Source organism: Cyclobacterium sp. SYSU L10401 (assembly GCF_010993705.1).
In the GTDB taxonomy this organism is placed as follows: Bacteria; Bacteroidota; Bacteroidia; order Cytophagales; family Cyclobacteriaceae; genus Cyclobacterium.
The window spans coordinates 1,183,199-1,208,694 of the sequence record NZ_WOFO01000001.1 but is presented as its reverse complement, the minus strand read 5'-3'; the positions used below and the strand labels follow the sequence as shown (position 1 = coordinate 1,208,694).

Here is a 25,496-nt window from a genome sequence, read left to right as displayed (position 1 = left end):
GTGGATCTTAGATAGCAGCTACCCAAAAGGATTTACCTAGCCCAATTTTTCTTTAAAGAAATCAATGGTCCGACCCCAGGCCAGTTTGGCCGCAGCTTCGTCGTAGCGGGGGGTGGAATGGTTGTGGAATCCGTGGTTTACCTCCGGATACATAAAAGCCTGGTATTCCTTGCCATGGGCCTTCAGTTCTTTTTCGTAATCCGGCCAGCCGGCATTCACCCGGGTATCCAACGCTGCAAAATGCAGCATCAGGGGTGCCTGTATCTGTGGCACTTCTTCTGCCGTGGGCTGTCCGCCATAGAACGGCACCGAAGCTCCCAAGTCCGGTACCCGCACGGCCATCATATTGGAGATCCAGCCGCCAAAGCAGAATCCCACCACCCCGGCCTTGCCCGTGCAGTGTTCATGGCCCTTTAGCATTTCGTAGCCGGCGATAAAATCCTGCAGCATGTCTTCCCGATCCCGTTTGGACTGCATGGTGCGGCCTTCGTCATCCGATCCCGGGTAGCCGCCCAAAGGGGTCAACGCATCCGGAGCAAAGGCAATAAAGCCATCCAATGCCGCCTGATGGGCGGTGTCTTCGATATAGGGATTCAGGCCGCGGTTTTCATGCACCACCAATATGCCCGGAAGGGGCCCGCTTTGGTCTTTGGGACGGGTGAGCAGGCCTTTCATGGTACCAGCGCCTTTGGGCGAAGAGTAGCTCACGTATTCCGAGATCAGTCGGGGATCGTCCTGGGTATAGCGCCGGGCAGCGGCGTAATTGGGCATCAAGTAGCCCATAATGGCCGAAACGGTCAGCCCGCCTACGGCAAATTTGGACAGGCGCTGTACAAAATCCCTGCGTTCTATGCGGCTATGCGCATAATCGTCGTACAGATCAAATACTTCCTGGTCCAGGTCTTTCTTATCAATTGGCTTCATGTATGTGTAGTTTGGTTTTAAAGGCTTGGTTGATAAATTTATCGTTTTTTTTGTAGGTATCCTATTTATCCGGGTTAAACAGCCAATCATGGAATCAAAAGCTACCTAAAACCAGCCTATCCTCCTGATCAGGTTGCCTCCAGGATCGCTGATATCGGTGAGCAGGACTTCAAATTGGGTTCCCACCTGGTTCGAATTTGGTGTTTCTACTGAAAAGTGGAATGCTATATAGTTTGGATTAAGTGACATAAATGCTATATTTAACTTACAAAAATCATTTTATTTAAATGATTATTTCTCACCTGAATCGGGCAATGTGGCCATCATCCGGGCAGAAGACAGGAAGGTGATTGACGTCATCGCGACGGGAAATGGTGCTCACATGGCCAGCTTTACGCCAGACGATCGGTCCATCTGGGTGGCCAATATCGGCACCGTCACCTTCACTGAAATTACGGTCGACCTGGAGAATGAAGAATTCGCCATCGGCCGCGAGCTCAATTTACTGGACGAACCCAAATGGATAGAGAATTTTGAAGGAGTTGCAGGTGGCGGTGGAGCTGCTGTAGGGGAGAATGTGCCGGCACCCGTTTGCCATACGTATACAGCTGATGGCGCCTATGCCTACCTTACCCTTGGGCCAGGTGCAGGGGGACTGGTGGTGGTGGATATTTTATCCGAAGTTCCCGGAATTGTGAAGGCCTTTTCCCGGGATGAAGTAAAGGCCAATTGCGGGCTGGCACTTAGCCAGGATGGAAGTAAAATGTATGCCAGCTGGGGGGATCCCGGGGATCCAGACAACCCGCCTGCCCAGAGTGGTGCCTGGTATGTTTTTGACACCTCCGATCACAGCTTGATAAAAACCAGCAACGAAACCCGGGGTATCGATGCACACGGTGCCCGCATCACCCCTCGCGGGCCCTGGTTATGGCAGGTCAACCGGGGCAGTGACAATGGCATCGTGATCAACACCCGGACAGACCATATTGTCCATGAGCTGAAGGACATTGGCAGCAGTCCGGATATACTGGATTTCTCCCCGGATGGTAAATATGCCTTTATTACACTGCGGGGTCCAAGTCCACAAAGCGGGGCTGCCCATGTAGCCACCGGTGAGACACCCGGGTTTTCGGTGATCAATACCGCCAACAGAAAAAAAGTCAAGGTGATCCAACCCGCACCTATAGAGGACAGGGAATCCAGTGACTTTCATGGCATTAAAGTCCGTTCCTTGTATTGAGCGGGATCATTTCGGTCAAAAACTTCCTGGGCCAGGTCTTTTTATCGATGGGTCTTATGGGTAAAAAGGGCTTGTAGCAAGTTTATATGGTTTTCGGAAGAAATGGCTTACGACCCGGGAAACTTATTCCTTTTCGGCAAGGAAGGTTGGAAAAAGAATCCGGAATAGAAACTTAGGCCACACTTTGGTTGTACAGGTGCTCCTGAAATTCGATAAACAGCTTGCTTATCGTGCCCACGTCTCCCAACATACTTTTCGCATCTTCCAGCGACTGATACTTATTGGTAAGCAGGATGGGCAACTTCTCTTGCTCGAGTTCGTCCACGCCGGTTTCAACGTATTTGCTTAACACAAATGCGATGAATTCTTTTTGTTGCTCATTCAGTAAGGCAAATATCGTGGCTTCAGCTGCTTTGGCCCGGGCCTCCCGTGTCATGGCGATGTAATCCCCATTAAACACGTATTCCAGCACATCGTACAGGTCGCTGTTTTCCATGTCTACCAATTTCTGCAAGGTCAGCAAGTCTTCTTTGGGAAAACCCGCCGCATCCAGTTTTTCCAACAAGGTTTTTCTGGTTAAGGGATTGCTCCACAGTTTTCGCAATTCCTCTTCGTCTTTAAACAGTTTGGGTAATTCCCCAAAAAGGTCGCTTAGGAACTCTTCAGACGAAATGGGTTTCCCATCGGCACTCCAAAAGGAAGTCTGAACCGTATGTTGAATCGTTCGTTCTTTTCCGTCCCGAAGCTTTACCTTAACTCTTTTCTTTTTAGGTCGTGTTTCCTCAGGATCTTCAACAGCTGGCTTGTCATTAGGCCCAGGTACTGGGTAAGTTTTAGGCCCTGTTGGCTCGGGTGCTAAGGGCTCTCCATCCCATTCGGGATCGGAGAAATGTTTGTAAGCATCCACAAAGTCGTAAATGGTAAAAAACTCCTTGCCGTCAAACAAGCGGGTGCCCCGGCCAACGATTTGTTTGAACTCAATCATGGAATTGACCGGACGGAGCAAAACAATATTCCGAATATTTCGTGCATTTACCCCCGTGGAGAGTTTTTGGGAAGTGGTCAGAATCGTGGGAATGGATTTTTCGTTGTCTTGAAATTTTCTCAACATTCTTTCACCCTCTTCTCCATCATTGGCGGTAACACGAACGCAATAAAAGGGATCCTTGCTCGCTGCATTTTGATTGACCAAATCCCGCAATAGGGCCGCATGGGCCTGGTTCGCTCCAAAAATAATGGCTTTTTCCTTTTGGTTGGCATCGGCTAAAAAGATGCTTACCCGCTTGGCTTCTCGCGCTACAATTTCGATGCTGCGGTTAAAGTCTTTTTCCTCGTAGAGTTTTTCTTTATCGATTTCGCCTTCTACAATGGTATCGTCCGAAGTGTACCGGTAATCGTCCAGGGTGGTTTTGATGCGTTTTACTTTGAATGGCGTTAAGAACCCGTCATTGATGCCTTCTTTCAGGGAATACGTATACACCGGCTCGCCAAAGTATTTGTAGGTGTCTACATTGTCGTCCCGCTTGGGCGTGGCAGTTAAACCCAACTGCACGGCCGGACTGAAATACTCCAATATGCCCCGCCAATTGCTTTCGTCATTGGCTCCGCCCCGGTGGCATTCGTCAATGATGATAAAATCAAAAAAGTCTGGCGGATACTGGCCATAATTCGGTATGGGATTGCCCGACTCGTCCGATCCAGACATAAAAGACTGAAAAATGGTAAAAAATATACTGCCATTGGTAGGTACGCGGCCATTCTTGTTTACCTCCCTGGGCTTAATCCGGACTAACGCATCTTCCGGAAAGGCAGAAAAATCATTAAATGCCTGGTCTGCTAAAATATTCCGGTCTGCCAGAAATAATATTCGGGGTCTGCGGCTCACTTCGGCTCCGCTCAGTGACCGCGAGGATTGGGCTCCGCTCAGTGACCGCGAAGATTCGGCTTCGGTCAGTGACCGCTCGGATTCGGTTTCGCTCAGTGGCCGGGAGGATAAGTTCCATCGGGTTTGGAAGAGTTTCCAGGCAATTTGAAAAGCAATGGCTGTTTTTCCGGTGCCGGTGGCAAGCGTAAGCAAAATCCGGTCCCGGCCTTTTGCCAATGCTTCCAGGGTGTTTTTTACGGCTATTTCCTGGTAATACCGCAATTGCCAGGTGCCGCTTTTATCCTCAAAGGGCACACTGGCAAATTTTTCTCTCCACTTCTCGACAAGCTCAAGGCGCGTTTGTTCTGTTTCGGTGGCTGAAACTGTCGAAGCCACCGAAAACGTTTTATTCCAGAGTTCTTCGGGACTTAAAAAGTCTTCTACCAAACCTTCTTCGCCCGTTTTCATGCAGATTTGGTAGATATCGGTACCGTTGCTGCTGTAGGTGGTTTCCAATTGAAGTTTCTGAGCATACTGCTTGGCTTGCATCACTCCTTCACCCACTTCCTGCAAACTGCTTTTGGCTTCTATAACCGCCAGCTTGATTCCTTTGTGTACCAGGATATAATCAGCGATGATTTTTCTACCACGCCCACCACCGGCCTGAATTTTTCCTTCGGTAATGCGGTACTCCCGAAGCACTTTCGAGCCGTCCACCAGTCCCCAGCCACAAGCCTTTAGCTTGGGGTCAATCAGTTCCGCTCTGGTTTCTGCTTCGTTCATTATATTTGTTGTATGGTAACGGTTTCGGTTAAGTTAATTCTTTTCAATAAAAAATCAAGTTTTATGTGATCGTAACGCTGCCTATCAATATTTTCAAAATAACTTGCCAATCTATCATTATCTCTAAGCAATTTTGACTGTATAGGTGTAGTTAGCTTACCTTCTTCATCTCTGGCAAGTAAATCTATTTTTTTTCGATATTCTCTAGTGTTATTGTAAAACCACAAAAGCAATGCTTCAACATAGACTGTATTTATCCTATTGTTGTCTTTTTCTTCTGAAAACATTAAGTCGCCGATAGAATCACTTAATTCTTGTAAGGATAGTTCCCCATTATCGATTTGCTGATATAAATCTACTTTCATTATTTTCAAATAAACCAATAAAAATAATAGGTGTGGGAAAGTGTATTCTTTAATTTTGAATGAACATAACACCAATCTGGTTAGTGCAAATATTCTTTCTTGTTGTCTTAGTGTAGTATTTGATTTTGTTAAAAGAAAATCAGCCATTAAGATGAAATTCTCTGAATCATTTTGGAATTCTCTGAATTGCATTCTTTCTTGTGAAGAAAAGAAATCTCTGAATGAATAATATTCAAAAAGATATTTTATGAAATCTTTAGTAGAAGGCTTTGGTATCGAATATTCTAAGTCAATAAATCGTCTTAAATATTCGTTGCTGTCAATCTGTTCACTACCATAAAATCCTTTAACTGCGCTTGCTAAATGTTTTTTATCAATGGATAGTACAAACACAATACCTGAAACAGAGAAAAAGTGTTTTATCTGCTCTAATACTTCAACTGCATAGTTCGGACGGCACCTGTCTAACTCATCAACAATAAAAATGAGGGGTTTTTCATTCTCGGCTTGGTTTACAAAATTTTCTAGTTCTTTTCTGAACTCGACAATGGTTTTCTTTTTTGAAGAATATTCTTTGATCTCTTCTTCTAAAATCTCAGTTGATGCTTTCGTGGCGCTTTCAATGGAATCAACGGTAATCCCTTCAATATCAACTAGATATTTTTTAATCAAAGATTTTGCCAGTGCGGGAGCAATGTTCTTAACTAAAACAGCACCTTTCTCAACAACTGATTTAAAAATCTTTTCATTCTTTGCATTGGTTAGGGTTTCTAATTCTGACATTAGAGCGACTAATGGATTATTATCAAAGTCATTTTCCCAAGCATTGAAATAGATAGTCTGAAAACTATCATTTCTCAATTGCTGTTGCCACATCTTCACAAAAGTTGTTTTTCCTGTACCCCATTCATTGTTTATCGCCAAAACAAAACCATCCGAAAAAGTGCTCACAATATCAGACAAGACTCTTGCGTATGGTTCTCTTGCAAGTTTGCAGTTGGCAAATGGTTTTTCTTGAGGTATTTCTATTTCGTGATGTTTAATTTTCATGTTTGAACCGCTTTTTCAGTTTCCAACTCCCCCGCAAAAGCCTTCTGCAGAATAGACTTTTTCAGTTCTTCCAAATCATCCATTTTCTTTTGAAAGACCGCTTCCAACTTTTTTGTTTCAGCTCTCAGGGCATCTAATTGCCGGACGATGGTTTGTTGTTGTTCAAGAGGAGGAAATGGAAATTTTTGATTTTCAAACGTTCCCAAATTAATATTGTCTCTTGCTGTTCCTTTTCCTTTTTCTTTTAAAAATACTTTAAATGTCTGTAAGAGATATTCAACATACTCATTATTTGCTGTTTCAGGATTTACAACAATGCCAATAACACTATCTGGAAAGCAGGCATCAAAATTAAGAATTGCTGTTTCAGCTACATTAGCACCGACAATCGCTATACAAATCGTACCTTTCCTCCAAAGTTTACTTTGAGCTAATCCTTTTTCATTATATGTCTGGGAAAACTCATTTATCCAGTGGTCTGCATTACTAATATCTCCTGTTTGAATTAAAGGGTATGCCCCGTTAAGAAGTGAAGAATCTCCCCTAGGTCGATGCTTTGACTTACCTCTTGCAAATTCTAAAGAAATTTCCTTAAGCGTCTTATCATCCCAACCTACACCTTTTTGTTCTAAAACCCCCTGTAAATAACTTTCAAAAAGCTCCCTGGCATTTTTGAGGTTTTGTTCGGAATTGGCTTTGGCCTTGTCTATGGCGGCAAAGGCTTTGTCTAAAATGGACACAATGCGTTGTTGTTCGGACAAGGGGATTTTAGGAAACTTTTCTGACTTGTAATCCTTAAAATAGATGTGGGGTATCGTACTTCCGTTTCTGTGCTTTTCAAAATCAATTCCTTCCAAAAAGTACTTGATAAAATCAATATCAAAACCTTCTTTAGGAATTAAATACTGCATTGTACCAACTACAGAAGATTTTGAGGGGTGTTTTGAAACTCTCCCGATTCCTGCTCCATCCTTTATGATTGCCAAATAATTTTCCTCCTGATGATAGAATGAAATATTCTGAACAAAACCCTTGGCAGCAAAGACAGGATATTCCCCATCTTCACCTTTTATTTTGTTCAGTGAAATGTTTGAAGAACCTTTCTTAACGGCATCTTCTAATTGACAATATTCCCAACTTTCCTTCATATCAATTCCGAAATTGAATTTAGGATTTCAGCACTTTCATCATCCAAGGCTTTTATTTCTTCCAAGATTTCCTGCGGGGGTCGTAGAGCGGCTTCTTCCTTTTTATTGGGATTTTTTACGCTCAAATCTACTTCTACTCCGTTCAGCGCATCCACATCAATGGTCCAGGAATTCGGACCATCGGCAAACGTTTTTTGAAGTTCTACAAATTCTTCCAAATCCTTTTCATTAAGCGGATTGGTCTTGCCCAGGTTACGACCGGGGTTTAATTGGTAATACCAAACCTTTTGGGTGGGCTTTCCTTTTTCAAAAAAGAGCACTACGGTTTTTACGCCTGCTCCGGTAAAGGTGCCGCCCGGTAAATCCAGCACGGTGTGTAGGTTGCAGTTTTGCAACAGTTCCTTACGCAGCGCAATGCTGGCATTATCGGTATTGCTCAAAAAGGTGTTTTTAATCACCACTCCGGCTCTGCCGCCCGCTTTCAATATTTTGATAAAGTGCTGCAAAAAGAGGGAAGCGGTTTCACCGGTTTTGATGGGAAAGTTTTGTTGCACTTCGGCCCGTTCCTTTCCACCAAAAGGGGGATTGGCCAACACCACATCGTAGCGGTCTTTTTCCTGTATATCGGCCAGGTTTTCGGCAAGGGTGTTGGTATGGATGATATTGGGAGCTTCCACCCCGTGCAAGATCATATTCATAATGCCAATGATATAGGCCAATGACTTTTTCTCCTTGCCGTAAAAGGTACGCTTTTGCAAGGTCTCCCAATCTTTGGTAGAAAGCCCATTACCGGTGGCTGAGCCAGTCGAAGCCAAATAGTCAAATGCTTCGCACAAGAAGCCCGCAGAACCCGCCGCGCCGTCATATATTTTGTCGCCTATTTTCGGGTCAACCACTTTCACGATGGTAGTAATCAGCGGTCGGGGCGTGTAGTATTCTCCCCCGTTTCGGCCGGCATTGCCCATATTTTTAATTTTGTCTTCGTAGAGGTGGCTCATTTCGTGCTTTTCCGCATGGGTACGGAACCGCAACTCATCAATCCGGTTAATGACCTCCCGCAGGTTGTAACCGCTTTGGACACGGTTTTTTAGCTCGCTAAAAATCTCCCCAATCTTGTATTCGATGGTATCGGCATTTTCCGCAGACAGTTTAAACTTACTGAGGTAGGGAAACAATTTCCCATTTACAAAATCGATTAAATCGTCCCCTGTCAGGGCATTGTGATCCACTTCGACAGGCTCAGTGACCGACCCGCCTTTCGAAAGCTGAGTTCGTCGAAGCTTGGGTGCTGCCCAAATACTCCACTGGTATTCCGGTTCGATGATGGGCGTGTAGGTTTTTCCGGTCAGTTCCGCAGCAGTAGCCCGATCACCCTCCAGATCATCCAGGTATTTCAGAAACAACACCCAGGAAGTTTGCTCCACATAATCCAACTCACTGCCACAGCCGGCATCTTTGTGGAGTATATCGTCTATATTTTTAAAAGTTTGTTCGAACATTTGGTTTTATTATACTAATTTTTTGTCTTTAAATATTCATTTGATGACTGCCTAGACTCCGAATCAATAAAAAATCACACTAAAATCAATTCACCAATTTAATAATAAGTGAAAACTATCTATTTATAATCCATTAAGACTAATTTAAAATAAACCCTAACCAATTAATTATTTTGGGAAGACGAAATTCTAGAGAAAAATTAACTTTATATTGGACTAAGTTATCAATATTAAAATTTAATCGTCTCTATCGGGACGTTCATCAGTAGGCCTTCCTCTTCTAGATTCTTTATTTAGCTTCTCCTGCCTTTTCTGGTCTTCTCTGATCCGTCTTAGTTCTTCATCTTGTCTTCGTTGAGCTTCTTCCAGCCTTCTTTTTTCTTCTTCTTGACGTATTCTAGCTTTTTCATTTTCGTCACTCATAGTTTGAATATTTAAACATTATTTGAAAAGAATAGTACCAATATTATTATTCCAATTAAAAGACTACATAGGCTAATTCCGTTTAATATTAAAGTTAACTTATTTAAATTTCGGCAATATGTCTCCATCTTTTTTTGGTTTCCCCTCAATTGTTTTCCACGTTCTTCTCTGATTAGATTTTTCGTTACCTTAATTTCAAATTCATTTGAGTAATATCCAGTCACTTGTGATTTTAAATTTGAAATTAGGGAGACTACAAATAGCAACCATGATATTTTAAGTAATGTAGTGTTAACACTGTAAAGAGTAGGGATGACTTTTTCGACAAAACCTATAGACAATACTAATGCACTTGTAGAAAGCGAGATAAGCAAAATATCAAATCTATCCGATGAGTACTTCGATGATTCCTTAGCCAATGAAATATGCTTTTCCAACTTATAAAGATATCTAACGTGTTTATCTTTTCTTGATTCCATAGTACCAACTAATGATTTCTAACATTCAACATTCGCTTAGTTCGAGATTTCCAATCGATTAATTGTTCGTTCTCACCAAAGTATATTAGGAGCAAAAGACTTAATTTTAGCCGTAAACCTCACTTTGCCCTATCCAGAGTTGTCTGTAGTTATTTTTCTTCCTGTTCAAGTTCTATTTTCAATTCAGTCAAAGTCTCAAGTCCAGACTTAGAAATTCCTTCTTCATCTTCTATTGTTTCGCTTAAAACTGTTATCAATTCAATTAGCGAAATATAAATTCGCTTTACCTGACTTACTCTAGTGTCAAATCTGTTATCTATGGAAACATCTAAATTTGCGAATAGATTGTCAGCTTTTTGAATCCACTCATTTTCTGAACGTCTTTTCATAAATTCAGAAAAACCGATAACATCGTATATACGTTTTGCATCTTCAAGCTTTAAAATCATCTCATCACCAATGGCATTTTGCCAATCTCTATAAATCCAACAAAATTCTCTAGCCAACTCATCAATAGCAATATCAACTTTCTCCTTTATGTGAGCCTTTTCAATTATATTCTGTTCTGTATGTTCGGAAATCAAATTCATTATTGATGAAATCATTTCCGTCTTTTGGTCAGTCTGAAGATTAGTTACATTTTTTTTTACTTGGTCAGGAATGAATCCAAAAACGATTCTTTCAATTTCTACACCAAGTTTTTGACGAATACTATCCGAAATTTGCTTCTCTTCTAATCCATAGAGTTTGCAAAGTTCTTCAAGTATCGAAACTTCAACGTGAGAACCATCTGCTAAAACTTTCTGGAAAGAGTTAATAGCTTTTCTAATTTTTGGATTCTGATTGTCCCTAATACCTTCAATGTAAGAATGCTCTTTTTGTACCGCCCTTATCCAGCCAATAAGAAAGCAAAGTCTATAAACTGTGCTATCAAATTTATACTTAAAGAATCCATTCATTGGGGCATCTGGAAGTAGATATGCTCCATTAAACATCAATACTTCTCTTAAGCGCCACGCTAGTGATTCCGCAGCTGCAATTATAGGTTTGGAATATGACTTATATATGTTATACTCTTCTCGCTTTCTATCTTTCTTTTTCCTTAGCCCATCTACATACAGAGTTATAAGTGCGACTGCAGCTCCAACTCCAGCACTTACAATGGTATTTATTAAATCAATGTTCATTTGTGCAATTGGATGGTTTTAATTACAGACAACATATTATATCACTGACAAAAATCTAGTTTATCCACTTAAAAAAAGTAAAAAAACCTCAATCCTCAGTTTTTCCTCTCGGGGCATCACCATACCGTTCTTCAAGAAAAACCAATTTACTCTGGCTTTGTAGTGGTTTTTCACTTCAAAGGAATTAGGCAAGTGCTCCCCTTGTAATCAGGCTCGAAGCCTTACTAAAATACACAAACAATATAGTGGATTTTTCTTGAATGGGTAGGGGTGGATTTCGAAAAATCCAATCCGGCCATCAAAAAAGGTGATTTCCAGAAAATACCGGATAGGAAAAATTGAAGAAGTCATACTTCCGTAATCCCCAGGGGTACTTCGCAAGTACCCCCCTCCACTTATGAAGTCCCTCCCCCCACTTCCGAAGTGGTGTAAGGGACTTCAAACTGACAAGCGTGAGGTTCGGAACACGAACGTTGCGGTTTGGAAGTATCCATTTGCGGCTCGGAAGCTCGGATTTTTACCCAAAATTCGGATCTTTCCGGAAAAAAATGAAAATTTCTGACATTTTGACCGGAAATTATTCAGGCTCTTATTTGAAAGGGGTACTTCCGAAGTGGGGGGGAGTACTTCGGAACCCGGCCTGTCAGGTTCTGAACCGGAAGCTTGAAGTTCGGAAGTGGGTCATGGCATTTAAAAGGCGGAAAATTGCGCCTTTTTGGCAGATCATTCGAGTAAAAAGCCGCATGGTTGAAGTTAAAAGGCGAGGCGTTTCTGTTCGAAACCGCAGCATTGGAAATCGGAAACGAAACGCTATAATCGAAAAATGGAGGGGTACTTTGGGGCTGCCCAAAAATGGAATGGAATTATATTTTTAATATTTTCTTGAATGCTTCTGTCTTGATCACCCTTACATGTGGAAAGTTAATACCCTTTAAAATATTAAAATCCTTGTCATGACTGACAATAAAATCCGCATTTGCGGCAATTGCACAATCCACAAACTTATCGTCGTCCTCATCCTTCAGTAGATGAAACTGATAATACTTTGTGATAAAATGTATATTACTCAAGTTTTCAATTACACCCATTGTGCTTTCACTGGTCTCATTTCCCATATGTTGCTCGATGATTTCGGCATATTCGTTCAAAATGTCTGTGGTCACACACAAGGCATATTTTTTTTCAATCAGGTTTTTGAAAATCCAATGAAACTTTGACCTATTAGAAATGCTGACCAGTAATACGTTGGTATCGAGAACTACTTTATGCAAAACTTACTTTTTCGATTTTCTCATTTTTGTATGAAGCATGCTGTTAACGTCTTCGTCTGTCCATCCCTTTTCATCCCAAACCTTGTTTGCCGATTGTATCGCTCGGTCCGCGAAATATTTAGCAATCGTTTCCTTGAATTCTTTTAACTCCTCATCGGTCAGATTGTGGGAAAAGGCTTTTAAAATTTCAAGTTGCACGTTGGATAATGGCTGTTTTATTTCATCCATGATTTTTTCACTTTTCTTCCAATTTACTGATTTTATGTTTTGCGTCCAAGAACAAGCCTTGAAGTTAAAAGGGGAAGATTGTGCCATTGTGCCGGGAAATTGGAGCAGAAATGCGTTTGACTAAAGATAAAGAGCGGAAAATTCGACTTCTGCACCGCAACATTGAAGTTCAGACACAAAACGCAGGGCCCAGGAACCTATAAATGGAGGCTTAATTCGCAAACGGTCCGAAAACTGAAAAAGGGTGCAGCCTGGAGAAAACCATCTGCACCCTTTAGTTATTTCCAGGTGACATAAGCAACTTTTCTTTTATTAAACATCCATTCCGTTGGTTGAAGGGCTACCGGACCTTTCAAACCTTTGCCTCAGGTCTTCATAAATTACTTTGGCATCCGCAGCATTAATTCTAGCACCATACTTTACGGAATTATAGTAACCAAGAGCACTCACGTAGGCCTCTGATCCGGCAAGAGTCACCGTATCATTCAGATTACTGGTCAACTGCTCCATATCCCTAAGGATAGGCATCAGGCTTTTTACGGTAGTCCAGTCCTTATCCATTTCCTTCAAATCCAGAAAAGGAGGTAAAAACTGTCCGTCATCCTGCGCATATTCCATCACCTTTTCATCAAAGGGAGCGGTGCCGTCTCCCATTTTCGGTATGGTCTGCCGCTCGGAAGGGCTCAGTGCGATAAGATAAGGGCTTAGTGTACTTTTAAGTGTGTTTAAAGCATCCCTGATGGATGTCAGCTCCTCCTCAGGGATTTGAATGGAAATTGAGTTTTTAGTACTCATGGTCTATTAAATTTAGGTTAAACATAATTACCATGATGAAAATATATTTTTTGAATGTAAAATACAAATTTAAGCGGTTGAAATTTGCTGAAAATTTAGTTTGAGGAAGTATGAGAGGGGAATTGTTGGTTTACCTTTTTACAGTTCCTCTTTAGATTCAGTTTTATGTCTTCTCGTCAGAAGAGTAATTGTTCCGAAAATCAGGAGTAAAATAATTTTTCCCACTAAATATCCATAACCATATTCAGTGAGTCGATTTAAATCATTTATCAATATTTCAATAATGTTTATTAGAAGAATAATTGATATTACTAATGAAACATAAAAAAACCATTTTTTCATAAAATTGATTAAAAAGAGAGTTTGTTAATCCCTAACAAACTCTCTAGATCAGATGTTACCTGGTTACTGTCGTGGTAGTCGGTGTATAAATACCGAATGTAATCGCAGCAACTAAGCCGTTCACGAAAGAATGTCTTGTGTGAACGGTATAATTTTCTTCACCATCTGCCATTAGTTGTGAATCAGATACTCCTACAGGTGCTAATCCATAAATTACATAATGATTCCATTCTGTCGTTTGACGATTTCCTTGAGCTCCGTCTCCTACCACACTCGTGTAAGAATAACAAGAAGTTAATAACAAAGATGTAGTAAATACAACTGCCATCATTTTCATTGTTTTTTCAATCATTTTTTTAAAAATTTAATTTAAACATATATTAGTAATACTCATTTTGAGTTCTTTCAGTCTATATTGTTTACAATTAATTTGCACCAACAGGCCCATAGGCCTGATTTTTAACATGTAGTAGTAAAAAAGCCGTTTTATTACCCGTATTTCAAACTGCAATGATAAGCAAAAACCAACTACATTTCACCACAATTAGAACCTTTTTCTTAATATCCATCCGCGTGCCTATTGATGTCACGTCCTAAAATCCACTATTTGCATGGATCGTGCTGTGCCTTTTGTTTCCCATAAGAAAACACACACAAAACATCTGGCTACCACACCCGACTTTTCCGGACCTCTCCCTTGGTCCCAGAAAAAAATCCATTTTAAGTTACAATTCCAATATACCGGAAAAATACCATTTCACCAACGGTTGGTTTAGGATTTAAGCTTAATTCAGGTTTCAAAATTTCCTGGCTGGCAGGTTCAAAAATATACCCGATCCCGGGATACAGCCTTGGCCCCACCTTGTTGGTACAGGTGCTCCTGAAATTCGATAAACAGCTTGGGCAATTCTCCACAAAGGTCGTTTAGAAATTGCTCGGACGAAATGGGTTTGCCGTTAGCACTCCAAAAGGAAAGGTAAACCATGGGATTGATCGCTCTTTTCTTTAGGTTTCGTAGCATGATGTTAACTCGCTTTTCGCGCAATTTTGCTTCGGCTACTTCCTTCGAAACTACCGGTTTTTCCGGATAAGGGATGTTTCCAAGTGATCGCCTTTTTAGAGGATCCCTCCTCCCAACACCAATCGAATAAGTCCCACCACCACGGCGATGCCGCAGAGCACCATGCCTTCATTGGATTTCCCGATAGCACTGATGATCAAGCCGAGAATGGCGAAAGGGATATTGATCCAATTAAACCAACCCAAAAGCGGGATAAATCCCAGCAACATACCCAATGCGGCCAGTACGCCAAGAACCAATCCAAATGTCTTCATAGTAATCGTAGTTTTTCCCAGATGGTAATTTAAGCGAATCAATTGAGTATGCTTCAGTAAAAACGAATAGAAATTTAAACTTTTTTAAAAAACAAATCGCTCGTTTACACCTTGTGTTACCCTCCAATCCGATTTGCGCCTATTGTATCCACCTGGACGTCATTCTGAATCCATTCCTAGAAAACAAAAATTTATCCATAAAAAAATTTGGATATTTACATGAATTAACTAAATTCACTATCATAAAAACCAACACCACTATTTTAACTGCCTCGTTTTCTTTGCTGACATATTGGTTTGTCAAAGGTCCTTTTTGATTCCAAGCCGTTGAACTTTGGAGCTAAAAGGTTTTTCAATCAACTGCAAAGCCGAAAACTGTTGACATTAAACAGCTTTTTTTAAAAAAACAAATCTACCAATTTATCAACCTTTAGGTGTCGTTGCGGTCCCTGGTGACTTTTTGAATACACTTACACTTAATGCTTAAAGGTTTTCGTTTCATCGAGCTTGTGTTTCCCATGTAAACAGTAGTACGGCATTTCTGTGTGTTAACCTAATCATGCCTTTTTACTTATGAAACCTTTTCAATTCCTACTGACAGGACTGCTAAGCCTGTGCCTGGAACCGCTGTATGCCCAGGAAAAAATCAACGAAAGCCTTATTGTAGAGGGCTATATCATGTCCTCATCCACGCTAAGGGTACAGAATCCAAACAACAACAAAGCCTCCGCATCGCTCAACTGGCTGGACGACACCGCCCGCATACGGGTCGGTGGCAATGGCACCGGTGCAACAGGAGGGCTGGACATTCAGACTACCGGCAACCGCAGCCTGATGCGCCTGCTGCACAATGGCAATGTGGGCATTGGCACCGATAACCCCGACTCCCGGCTGACTGTCAACGGTCCCATCCGCGCCCGTGAGCTCAAACTCGAAATTGCCAACTGGCCGGATTACGTCTTTGCTCCCGAATATTCCCTAACACCCCTGCCTGCCGTAAAGCGACATATCCAATCCCATGGCCGACTTCCCGGATTCCAGGCTGCTTCCCATTACCAGGAAAATGGAATACCACTGGCTGAAACCACCCGGCTACTGCTGGAAAAAGTAGAGGAACTGACCCTGTACCTGATCAGCTGCGAAGAAAAAATCACCGAGTTGGAGAAAAAAATTGCACAAACCAAAACTGCTCCAATCGCTGAATAAGCCGGCAATCCGGTTATCGGTTAGAAATAATATTAATTTTTAAAACCTCATTGATCCTACTATGAAAACCATCAATAAATGCAACCAACACCGGTGGGTTTGCTTAGCCATCTATGTGCAAATGAACCTGATGCCTGCAGTCACTATAGGCCAGGACCTCTCTTTCAGACCTCAGGTCAACCCTCCTTCTCCGGAGGTGAGTGCCCTGGCCAAATTTGCCGACACCCGCATATCACATTATTCAGGGATTCCCGATATCAACATCCCCCTTTATAACCTTGTGGAACAAGACCTGGAAGTACCCATTACCCTCAGTTACCACGCCGGCGGCATCCGCGTGGAAGAAAGGGCGGGATGGGCAGGCCTGGGTTGGGCCCTGAATGCAGGAGGAAGCATCAGCAGGACCATGAAGGGTCTCCCGGATGAGCATAACCTGTCAAGCAGTGGCTATATCCAGCATGATGTGGCACCTGATCAACTGTCTACCAGCCAATTGGCGGACTATTATTACCGCACACAAAATGGAACCATTGATTTTGAGCAGGATATCTTTCATTTTGCCTTCGGTGACTTCGCTGGGAAATTTGTGCTTGGCAAAAATGGGGATGTTGCCTTCCTGCGAGCCAGCCATTTAAAAATTCAATTTGATCAGGTTAACAGGGACATTGTCCGGTGGAAGGTATGGGACGGAAATGGCAACCAGTACATTTTTGAAGACCTGGAACAAACCATCACAGAAGTAATCTCTGAAAGCAAGTCGACACTTTTTCGTTCCATTTATCATTCCGCCTGGCACCTGAGTAAAATCATCACCTATAGGGGCAGGCAAATCACCTTCCTTTACGAAGGCTATACCGATTCCTATTATTCCAGATCCAACCAATCGGCTTCCTACTTTTTAAGTGGAACTTCCGGAAAGGGAGTCTGCGGCACCAACAAAATAACCAATGGGTTTTCTGAAGTGACCATCCGGGGGAAACAATTGCAGGCGATCCATTTTGGCTTGGGTAAAGTGCTGATCGAAAGCAAAAACGACCGGCAAGATGCTGCCTCCAAAAGACTTTCGGGCATCAAGGTGTTCAATAACAGGGATCGACTCATCAAATCGTTTTCGTTTGACCATGATTATTACCAATCGACCTTGTCTGGCGAACACATCAACCTTCCGGATTTCATTGACAGGGCTACGCCCGGCAGACGGCTTCGGCTTACAAAAATCATTGAAAATACCACAAGTCAGGGACTGGAATATTTCCTGGAATATAACGGCAATGCCCTACCGCATTTGTTTTCCAATGCCCAGGACCATTGGGGTTTTTACAATGGAGAAAGCAACAGGAGCCTTATCCCCCAGTATTTGAAATTCCGGCAAGCCAATGCCAACCGACTGGTAGTTCCGGAAAAGGCCGCAATGGGATGCCTAAAAAAAATCTCCTATCCGACCGGAGGAAGCATCAGCTATGAAATGGAAAGCAATACGGCAGTAGTCCGTTCAGGTGATTACTACAATTATTTTAGTCCGGTAGTCCTGGAAAAGGATCAACCCATATATTCCGCATCGGTAAACAGCAAAAACCCCAAGGCTTATTTCCAGGTGGAACCTCAGGAATCCACAGAGGATACGCACAAATTGATCCAATACACCGTCCACGTAGCTTCTTTAGGAGATTGTGATGCACGAGGAAAAGATTGCCGCGGCTCAATGGATGTTTACCTGTATTCCCCTGAGGAGAAGTCTTTTATAAGTTTACTTTACAAAACCATCAGAAATGGGCGCATTACTGGTGAGATTTGGCTGAAAGCAGGAACCCAATACCAACTGCATGTAGAGGGCCCTGCCAGAATGACAGAGGGAGTAGTGGCTACTGTTTCAGGAAGAAAAAATCCACCAAAACAGGAGGAAACCGGTCAGATAGAAGTTCCTACAGGAGGCTTGCGGGTCAAATCCATTACCAAAGACTTTGGTAACCAATCCGAAACCATCCTTTACCGCTATGAGCAATCGGAGGACAGCATCACATCAGGTTCGCTGGCCACCTTTCCAAAATACGATTTTATCACTTTCAATACCAGCATCCAAAAGGTTCCGGGTAGAAATGATATTTTGGTGGATCACTGTTTGAAATTTGAATTACGGTCCTATTCTCAGCTGCCTTTATCCTCGGGTGCGGATTTCTTTGGCTATGCCAACGTCAAGGAGATCAGGGAAAATAAGCAAGGGGAAATTCTTCGCACAGATTACCAATACCTTTCCCCAAAGGATTTTCCGGATCAGTCCCGCTATGTGGCTCCCTTTGGCATCGTCCGCAGCGCTGAAGTCAAACGGGGTGTACCCGCCGGCGTGATTTATTATGTCCAAAGCAAAGAGGGTTTCCGAAAATCCCGGGAATTGACCTATACCTATCAGGCATCTGAAAGGGCCTCCCATGAAAATTTTGTTTTTTCCTGCATGGGTTACGGGCCCAGAGGATGTCAGGATGTCCGGTACCTCAAATATTTCAATACCACGATCTGGAATCCCCGCATCGGAATAAAGGAGATCAGGTATGATCCTCAGACAGGTGCTGCCTTTGAGAAAACCAGTACCATTAGCTATGATGAAAACTACCTATTACCCCTAAAGAAGACCCATTCCCTATCTTCAAACACAAGCCTGGAGGAATATTATTATTACCCTTTCAATCTTCCTGAAGCCTTGAATGCTTCCGGCGGGCAAGCCATGCTTACAGGCTTGATGGAGGCCCACAGGATTACTCCCAGTCTGGCCCAGGTCAAAAAAATGGCAGGGCAGCTTGTCGAGCAGCAACAGCTCCATTTGAAACGGTACCACGGGAAAATCTTGCCGGAAGGACTACTCAAAAAGCATGCTGAGCATCCCGAATACCAGGATCTCAACATTTTGTCCTATGATCCATTTGGAAATATCCTGGAGCAGAAGCCCCGGACTGGTCCCAGGCAAAGTTTTCTCTGGTTTGAAGAGGGGAACCTGATGGCGGCCGCTGTACAAAATGCAGCTGCTTCGGAAATTGCTTACACCTCCTTCGAAACTGACGATAAGGGAGGATGGACATTCAGTGGTGAACCCTATGGCAGCAATAGTGCCAAAACCGGAGCCAACCTGTATCACCTGGGAAGGGGAGCCATCAGCAAATCCAACATACCGGCAAATAATGAAAAGGTGTTTCTACTTTCCTTTTGGGCAAAAAAAACCAGCCGCCGGACTTCCGGCTCCTGGAGCTTTTTGGGCAAAACGGAGATCTTGACCGATGAATGGCAATTGATTCAAAGAGAGGTGACCAGCGACAAGCTTACCCTGTCCGGACAGGGTGTCCTGATAGACGAATTAAGGCTTCACCCCAAAGATGCCTTTATGGAAACCTATACCCATGAACCCCTGATCGGCATCAGCAGTAAAACCGACCAAAGACACCATACCCGCTACTATGAATACGATGACATGGGCAGGTTGGCAACCATCCGAAACATGGATAGGGATATTCTGGAACACTACGCCTACAGCTACCAAGCCCAAAACCAGGCCATGCCATGAAAAACATAATCCTCATCCTGCTGACCGTGTTTTCCTGTGCCGGCATGACTGCCACTGCCCAGGAGAACAGCATCCGTACCTTCATCCCTGAAGTGCCGCTAAAGGAGACATCCTCATTACCGTCTGCTCCCTCCGTGAAAATATCCACCCTATACCTGGACGGACTGGGCAGAGACCTGCAAACGGTAAAACAGGGGGCTTCGCCCGGTGGTGGGGACATTGTCAAGCCCCATCATTACGATTCCTTCGGCAGGCCACACCGGGAATACCTCCCCTATGCCACCACCGCAGAAATGGTGCCCGGTGCATTCCGCTCAGATTACGAAGCAGAACATGCCGATTATCACCGCAAGGCCTACTCCGGAGATGCCTATGGCTATCAGCAGACGGTTTATGAATCTTCTGCTCTCCATTTACCTCAGGCCATTTCCCCTCCCGGGAAAGCCTGGAGACCCGGATCGGGCAGGGAGACAAAATTGCATCAACGGCCCAACCTTGCCGAGGAGCAGGTCCGCCGCTGGACGGTGAATGGTGACGGCCTGCCCTTGACGCAGGAAAGCTATGCAGCAGGAGAGCTTTGGGTCAGCACCATTACCGATGGAGAAGGAATCCGCAGTCTGATCTACACAGACAGGTTGGGCAGGGAAATCCTGAAAAAGACCCAGGCCACACCGAATCCCTCAAAAGCCCATGCAGGATGGCACTGTACCTACTTTGTATATGACAAGCTGCTGGATTTAAGGGTGATACTCCCTCCCAAAGCAGTAGAAATCCTGGACGGCAACTGGCAGCGTTCCCTGGAAACCGACTTGTCCGATGGCTTGTATTTTCTGTATAGTTTTGATGGACTGAAGCGCCTCATCGAGAAAAAAAGCCCAGGAAAGGAAACCGAACAATTCCTCTATGACCAGAGGGGTCGGCTAGTGGGAAGCAGAGATGGCAACCTGAAAGCATCCGGCCGGTGGAGGTACACCCAATATGATGTCCACAACAGACCTGTGCAGACGGGCATCGTTGCAGATGGCAGAGACAGAAAAACCCTGCAAAATGACCTGGATGCCGAAAGCCCCCGGCATGATCAAGCCAAACCGGAGACTGGCAGGGTACGGTTCGGACAAACAATAACGGCTAGTTCCTTTGACGGGCACCAACGCTACACGGCTGCGCAAGCCGTGGTACTGAAACCAGGCTTTCAGTTTGTGGCAAAAGGAAGCCGCTCCTTTTCTGCAGGCATCGGTTCACAGCCGGAAAAGCAGGTAACTACAGGAAGCTTTCCCCGGGATGAAGGTGAGATCCTTACCGTCAGCTATTACGACGACTACAGCAATAGCAAGAAGGCATTCCAGGAGCCTGCATCATCCAGGTCCCCTCTCCCTGCCACCGGACACTATACAGGAGGGCTGATCAGGGCAGAATACCTGACAGAAAGAGCCGTACACTACGACAAAGAGGGCAGAGAGATCCTCTTGCTGACAGAAGATCACCTGGGAGGAGAAACCAAACAGACCAACAAATATGACTTTGCTGGCCGACTTGTGGAAACCCATACCCACATCAAAGGAAGCCTGGCATTCGATTATTCTGACCGGTACAGCTACAGTCCGGAAGGCTACTTAAATGCCATATACCGACGCTTGGCTCAGGAGCCGGAAACCCTGCTGGCCTCCTACTCCTACGGATTGACCGGTCAACTCGAAGAAAAGCATCCCGGTGGCCTGGCCACTTTCCAATATGAAAGGCATATTCAGGGCTGGAGTACTGCCATCAGGCCCAAGAGTAAGGATCCCGGCTTGTTTGCCATGAGCCTCTCTTATGAAACCGGCCCTCAGCCCTTGTTCAATGGTAATATATCCGAAATGGTATGGAGCGGAAGGGACCAGCAACACCGGGCTTATCGATTTGCCTATGATCCGGCAGGCCGACTGAAGGAAGCGCGCTATGCCGTTCCAGGTAAAAATACCGAAAATGACAGGTACAGCCTTAAGGAAATGCGCTACGATACCAATGGTAATATCCTTGGCCTTACCCGGCACAACAGGCAGGGAAAAGACAGCTTCGGAGAAGTGGACCGGCTCAGTTACCACTATGCACCTCACAGCAACCTCTTGGAAAGCATCAGTGATGCGGTACCCGACGCAGGTTTTGATGCAAAGGATTTTAGCTCCGCTCCAGTCCCTGGAGATTACCGCTACGACCCCAATGGCAACCTGACAGCCAACCCGGACAAGGGCATCAAGCGCATCCGGTACAACCACCTGAACCTTCCCCAAGAAATGGTGTTTGACTCAGGCGAAAAACTGCTGTTTGCCTATTCGGCCGAAGGACAATTGCTATACAGGCAGCTGGAAAAAAAAGGAAAACCAGCCGGGCGAACCGACCAACTGGGCGAACTGGTTCTGGTTGACGGCAAACCCCGACAGTTGTTGCACCCGGAAGGAAGGTCAGTTTGGGAAAAAGGAAAGTGGGTTCCCGAGTTTTTTATCAGGGACCACCTGGGGAATGTAAGGCAGGTGCTCAGAAAACCGGTAAGGTCCACCGTTCTGGCCAGCATGGAACCCAGTAGAAGCAAAGAGGAAAACAAGCATTTTGAAGGAATAGACCAAAGCCGTCAGGCCGGGGTGGAAAACAACAGCACACCGGGAGGCAGTCATTCCGCCTGGCTGCATGCAGGCCGGGGACGAATCCTTGGCCCTGCCAGAAGGCAAAAGGTGGAGATTGGAGAGCAAATCACCCTATCGGTCAGGGGTAAATACCGGGACAGCCCAGGACACACGATCAAACCAGAGACCTTTGTCTCCTCCGGAGCCAAAACCCGGCTGCTGGATCAATTGACCGAGTTTGGGAATACTCCGGTGCCTGCCGGTAATCCGGTGCTGTGGCTTTCGCTGGCAGACCTGCTGATCAAAGAGCTGCAGACCAAGCCGGTACCAGAAGCTTATTTGTTGTACGTACTGTACGACAAAGAAGGAAACCTTTACGGAAAGGAAAAGCAGGCTTTAACAAAAAAAGCGGCTGGGAAACATGAATTTCTGGAGACAAATTTTTATATTGAAAAGGCAGGTTATCTGGAAGCCTTTTTGGTAAACGAGACGGAGACAGATGTTTGGTTTGACGACTTCCGCGTGCAGACCCTGAGTCCCCTGGTGGTGCAGGAAGACCATTACGATCCCTGGGGGCTAGAGCTCAGTGGACTGGAATACCGTAAGGAGGATAGGGAGTTAAGTAAATATGGGTTTAATGGAAAGGAATTAATAGCCGATTCCGGTCTTAATCTGTATGATTTTGGTTCCAGACTATATGATCCAACTGTTGGACGATGGAATGTGGTGGATCCCTTAACGGACCACCGAAAGCAATTAGACAAGTCTCCATATGCTGCCATGTGGAACAATCCGATCAGGTACAATGATCCGGATGGAAGGTGTCCTGAATGTGAGGAAAAGGTAAAGGACCCATATGAAGGTCAGGTTTATCATTCCACTGGAGGAGCTGAATATATTTTTGGTAATGGGGAATGGACAAGGGATGGAGGAATGCTTGACGGTTTTACTGTCGAATCCTCCGGTTTAGAACAAAATTGGGCCGATCACGATCGCGTAAATCTTGCATTGACTATCAGCGGGGGGCTATACGGAGGACTGGAGGGACTCTCAACAAGCCAAGGTTTCTGGCTTGGCCAAAACGAAAAGTACTATTCGGCCCGCTGGGGAGGAAACCAATATACAGGAAGCAGGGCTGGAGCATTTCGAGCGGCAAAGGCTTATGGATTAGCCGGTAAAGCCACATTGATTGGATCCGCAGGAATTGGTTTTTATTTAACATTAAACGGATACCAGCTTGACGGCGAGAAATTTGGTTATAATGCGCAAAAGGCAGTTGCGGGCAGTGCAGGGAGTATTTTGGGAGGAGTAGCCGGAGCTAAAGCGGGAGTATTGATTGGAGGAGCAGCCGGTTCTTTTTTTGGAGGGGTTGGAGCAATTCCAGGTGCCGTAATAGGAGGGGTTATAGGTGGTTTTGGTTTAGGCTTGGGAGGAAGTTATTTCGGCGAATTTGTTGGGGAGACTGCAATTGATCAACTTCATAACCCATAGCATTAATTATACTTATTATGGAAAAAATTGAACTTTGGTTAAATATTGTACATTACTGCATCTATAAATTAGATTATAGACTTCACTTGCTGTCCAATAAGATAAACCCTTTCTTGCTTTTAGGGAAAATACCGGCCGTGGAAAAAAATTTTAAAGATCAAGGTTCAAGCTTAAAGGAATTTGGAAATAAATTCTGGACAGATAGGCGGTATGGTTTTGGGATAATGATATCTGGTGCGACATTAACTATGTTAATCTTTTTTTTGATTTGGGTAATATTTCTCGTTGTGAATAGCTTGCTAAATTACCCCTTTAATTTTACCTGGCACTCGTTTGTATTCTGCCTTATTTTGGCCTACTCTATTTGCCATTTATTTGTTTTCCAAAATGAAAAATACATTAAATACTTCAAAAAGTTTGATAAGCGATCAAAACAGGAAAAGCGAAAATATGGGTTTTTATCCCTGGCCTTTGTGGCTGGAACGATTGTCCTAGTTTTTTTGAGTTTCCGTATTTTACCTCCGCTTCCTTAATTGGAAAGTGCTAAAATGGAAAAATATTTATTTTCTACCCGGACACGGAAGCGTCGGTGGCCCACTATGAAGGCGGGGAGGAAATCCCCGAGTTTTTGAAAAAGAGGGAAGGTAACTGAATCGTAGATAAATCGGATAAAGCTGGAATCCCAGCTGCAGCTCCTGCGGCAAAACCGCAACCCCGTTTACCGCAACCTGGGCTTAACCGCCTACAGGGAAGGGCTGCACGCAGCCAGAGACCTGTACCAGCGGGGCAGGAAGTTGCATTTCAGCGAATCCGAAGCCCTGGCTTCACGGAACAGCCGGTATTTGGATGGGATCGGCATGATGGTTTCCTATGGGATTACCGGCAGCATGGTCGCAGCAGTGGCTTCGCCGGTGCTGGTGAGGGGCTTGGTGGATGGATTGGGTGCCCGGGTCGTTCAACGGATGGGTATTGAAGCAAGCCAACAAATGGTTTTCAGTTACCTGGGTAATGGCGACTTATCTAAGGTTGACCTTTTTGATATAGCAGCAGCTGGAGTGTTTAGAAAAAGTGCCTTTCTTTTTCAAGGCTTTGGCGATTTTACTACAAAAGCCGGGTTTCAGGATGCTTTGGGATTAGCAAGTGAGATCGGAATCGGAGGCACGAAATCGACTACTGCAAGTTTGGTTGATCTCGGAGTAGGCGGCTTCAATTGGAAATGGAAAAACACCTTAGATAATTCTGATATTGATAAGGTTGTCATTAACACCATTTCCAATTTTAATAATACAATAACATTGGGGGTTGGTGAAATAATAAAAACAAGGGAATAGATGTTAAAAATTACGCTGAAAATTGTTGCTTTTATTTTCATTTGGATAATTATCGCATTTTTCTATCAGAAGAATTACGATTCTTTGGAGAAAAAGTATGCCGTTGGGTGTGTAGTAGGAAAGGAAACTGGTTTACGGCAAGGGTTTTATGTCAATTTTAATTTTGAATTTCAAGGAGAGAAATTAACAAACACTAGTTCTCAAGAAAATTATTCGGTTAGTGAAGGGGAGTTTTATTTGGTGGAAATTCCTGTAAAAAAAATCAACAAGGCTAAAATGTTGCTTGACTATCCTGTCCCCGACACCCTAAAAGCGCCTTACGAAGGCTGGGAGGAAATCCCCGAGTTTTTGAAAAAGAGGGAAGGTAACTGAATCGTAGATAAAT

The 25,496-nt window shown here is 43.9% G+C and carries 22 protein-coding genes; 7 read left to right on the top strand and 15 right to left on the bottom strand.

The genetic code is table 11. The annotated features are described in order from the left end of the window. Positions 1-36: 36 nt before the first annotated feature. Both GL182_RS05080 and GL182_RS05075 read right to left on the bottom strand, forming a co-directional pair. Positions 37-924 carry a dienelactone hydrolase family protein gene (locus GL182_RS05080; RefSeq protein ID WP_163378453.1) on the bottom strand — a complete coding sequence of 296 codons (888 nt, stop codon included), beginning with the start codon at positions 922-924 and terminating at the stop codon, positions 37-39. Between the two features lie 105 nt (positions 925-1,029). After that, positions 1,030-1,173, bottom strand: a complete 144-nt coding sequence (locus tag GL182_RS05075) for a hypothetical protein (RefSeq protein ID WP_163378452.1) — start codon at positions 1,171-1,173, stop codon at positions 1,030-1,032. 67 nt (positions 1,174-1,240) lie between these two features. On the opposite strand from GL182_RS05075, the gene GL182_RS05070 reads away from it, so the two are divergent. Continuing rightward, positions 1,241-2,164: a YncE family protein gene (locus GL182_RS05070; RefSeq protein WP_163378451.1), complete on the top strand. Its 924-nt coding sequence runs from the start codon at positions 1,241-1,243 to the stop codon at positions 2,162-2,164. 172 nt (positions 2,165-2,336) lie between these two features. Here GL182_RS05070 and hsdR read toward each other — a convergent pair whose 3' ends face one another. From hsdR to GL182_RS05005, 13 genes are all read right to left on the bottom strand, one after another. Then, a complete protein-coding gene (gene hsdR, locus GL182_RS05065; protein ID WP_163378450.1) occupies positions 2,337-4,811 on the bottom strand; it encodes an EcoAI/FtnUII family type I restriction enzme subunit R in 2,475 nt (824 codons plus the stop codon). Further along, positions 4,811-6,226: a P-loop NTPase fold protein gene (locus tag GL182_RS05060; RefSeq protein WP_163378449.1), complete on the bottom strand. Its 1,416-nt coding sequence runs from the start codon at positions 6,224-6,226 to the stop codon at positions 4,811-4,813. The genes hsdR and GL182_RS05060 overlap by 1 nt, the downstream gene beginning before the upstream one ends. After that, on the bottom strand, positions 6,223-7,374 hold the full coding sequence (locus GL182_RS05055) for a restriction endonuclease subunit S (RefSeq protein WP_163378448.1): 1,152 nt from the start codon (positions 7,372-7,374) through the stop codon (positions 6,223-6,225). Before GL182_RS05055 ends, GL182_RS05060 begins: the two co-directional genes overlap by 4 nt. After that, positions 7,371-8,873, bottom strand: coding sequence for an N-6 DNA methylase (locus GL182_RS05050; RefSeq protein ID WP_163378447.1), 1,503 nt, complete (start codon positions 8,871-8,873; stop codon positions 7,371-7,373). Before GL182_RS05050 ends, GL182_RS05055 begins: the two co-directional genes overlap by 4 nt. A 237-nt stretch (positions 8,874-9,110) precedes the next feature. After that, entirely contained in the window at positions 9,111-9,296 is a 186-nt protein-coding gene (locus GL182_RS05045; RefSeq protein ID WP_163378446.1) for a hypothetical protein, read from the bottom strand. 11 nt (positions 9,297-9,307) lie between these two features. Continuing rightward, positions 9,308-9,775, bottom strand: a complete 468-nt coding sequence (locus GL182_RS05040) for a hypothetical protein (RefSeq protein ID WP_163378445.1) — start codon at positions 9,773-9,775, stop codon at positions 9,308-9,310. 149 nt (positions 9,776-9,924) lie between these two features. Then, positions 9,925-10,962: a hypothetical protein gene (locus tag GL182_RS05035; RefSeq protein WP_163378444.1), complete on the bottom strand. Its 1,038-nt coding sequence runs from the start codon at positions 10,960-10,962 to the stop codon at positions 9,925-9,927. A gap of 863 nt (positions 10,963-11,825) precedes the next feature. Next, positions 11,826-12,233, bottom strand: a complete 408-nt coding sequence (locus GL182_RS05030; protein ID WP_163378443.1) for a putative toxin-antitoxin system toxin component, PIN family — start codon at positions 12,231-12,233, stop codon at positions 11,826-11,828. 3 nt (positions 12,234-12,236) lie between these two features. Further along, entirely contained in the window at positions 12,237-12,548 is a 312-nt protein-coding gene (locus GL182_RS05025) for a hypothetical protein (RefSeq protein ID WP_205603576.1), read from the bottom strand. 225 nt (positions 12,549-12,773) lie between these two features. Next, complete coding sequence (locus GL182_RS05020) at positions 12,774-13,256, bottom strand: hypothetical protein (protein ID WP_163378442.1); 483 nt, start codon at positions 13,254-13,256, stop codon at positions 12,774-12,776. A gap of 397 nt (positions 13,257-13,653) precedes the next feature. Next, on the bottom strand, positions 13,654-13,950 hold the full coding sequence (locus tag GL182_RS05015; RefSeq protein WP_240469594.1) for a Bor family protein: 297 nt from the start codon (positions 13,948-13,950) through the stop codon (positions 13,654-13,656). 468 nt (positions 13,951-14,418) lie between these two features. Continuing rightward, positions 14,419-14,619 (bottom strand): hypothetical protein, encoded by a 201-nt coding sequence (locus GL182_RS05010; RefSeq protein WP_163378441.1) that lies wholly within the window; start codon positions 14,617-14,619, stop codon positions 14,419-14,421. A gap of 95 nt (positions 14,620-14,714) precedes the next feature. Beyond that, entirely contained in the window at positions 14,715-14,933 is a 219-nt protein-coding gene (locus GL182_RS05005; protein WP_163378440.1) for a hypothetical protein, read from the bottom strand. A gap of 573 nt (positions 14,934-15,506) precedes the next feature. Here GL182_RS05005 and GL182_RS05000 point away from each other — a divergent pair. The 6 genes from GL182_RS05000 to GL182_RS04975 all read left to right on the top strand — a co-directional run bounded on the left by GL182_RS05000 (position 15,507) and on the right by GL182_RS04975 (position 25,483). Beyond that, the gene (locus tag GL182_RS05000) at positions 15,507-16,139 is read left to right on the top strand and encodes a hypothetical protein (protein ID WP_163378439.1); all 633 of its coding nucleotides are present in this window, start codon (positions 15,507-15,509) and stop codon (positions 16,137-16,139) included. 61 nt (positions 16,140-16,200) lie between these two features. Beyond that, positions 16,201-19,689, top strand: coding sequence for a hypothetical protein (locus tag GL182_RS04995; RefSeq protein ID WP_163378438.1), 3,489 nt, complete (start codon positions 16,201-16,203; stop codon positions 19,687-19,689). Then, complete coding sequence (locus GL182_RS04990; protein ID WP_163378437.1) at positions 19,686-23,780, top strand: DUF6443 domain-containing protein; 4,095 nt, start codon at positions 19,686-19,688, stop codon at positions 23,778-23,780. Before GL182_RS04995 ends, GL182_RS04990 begins: the two co-directional genes overlap by 4 nt. Before the next feature lie 17 nt (positions 23,781-23,797). After that, positions 23,798-24,313 carry a hypothetical protein gene (locus tag GL182_RS04985; protein WP_163378436.1) on the top strand — a complete coding sequence of 172 codons (516 nt, stop codon included), beginning with the start codon at positions 23,798-23,800 and terminating at the stop codon, positions 24,311-24,313. A gap of 261 nt (positions 24,314-24,574) precedes the next feature. After that, on the top strand, positions 24,575-25,111 hold the full coding sequence (locus GL182_RS04980; protein ID WP_163378435.1) for a hypothetical protein: 537 nt from the start codon (positions 24,575-24,577) through the stop codon (positions 25,109-25,111). Further along, on the top strand, positions 25,112-25,483 hold the full coding sequence (locus GL182_RS04975; RefSeq protein WP_163378434.1) for a hypothetical protein: 372 nt from the start codon (positions 25,112-25,114) through the stop codon (positions 25,481-25,483). Positions 25,484-25,496: the final 13 nt, after the last annotated feature.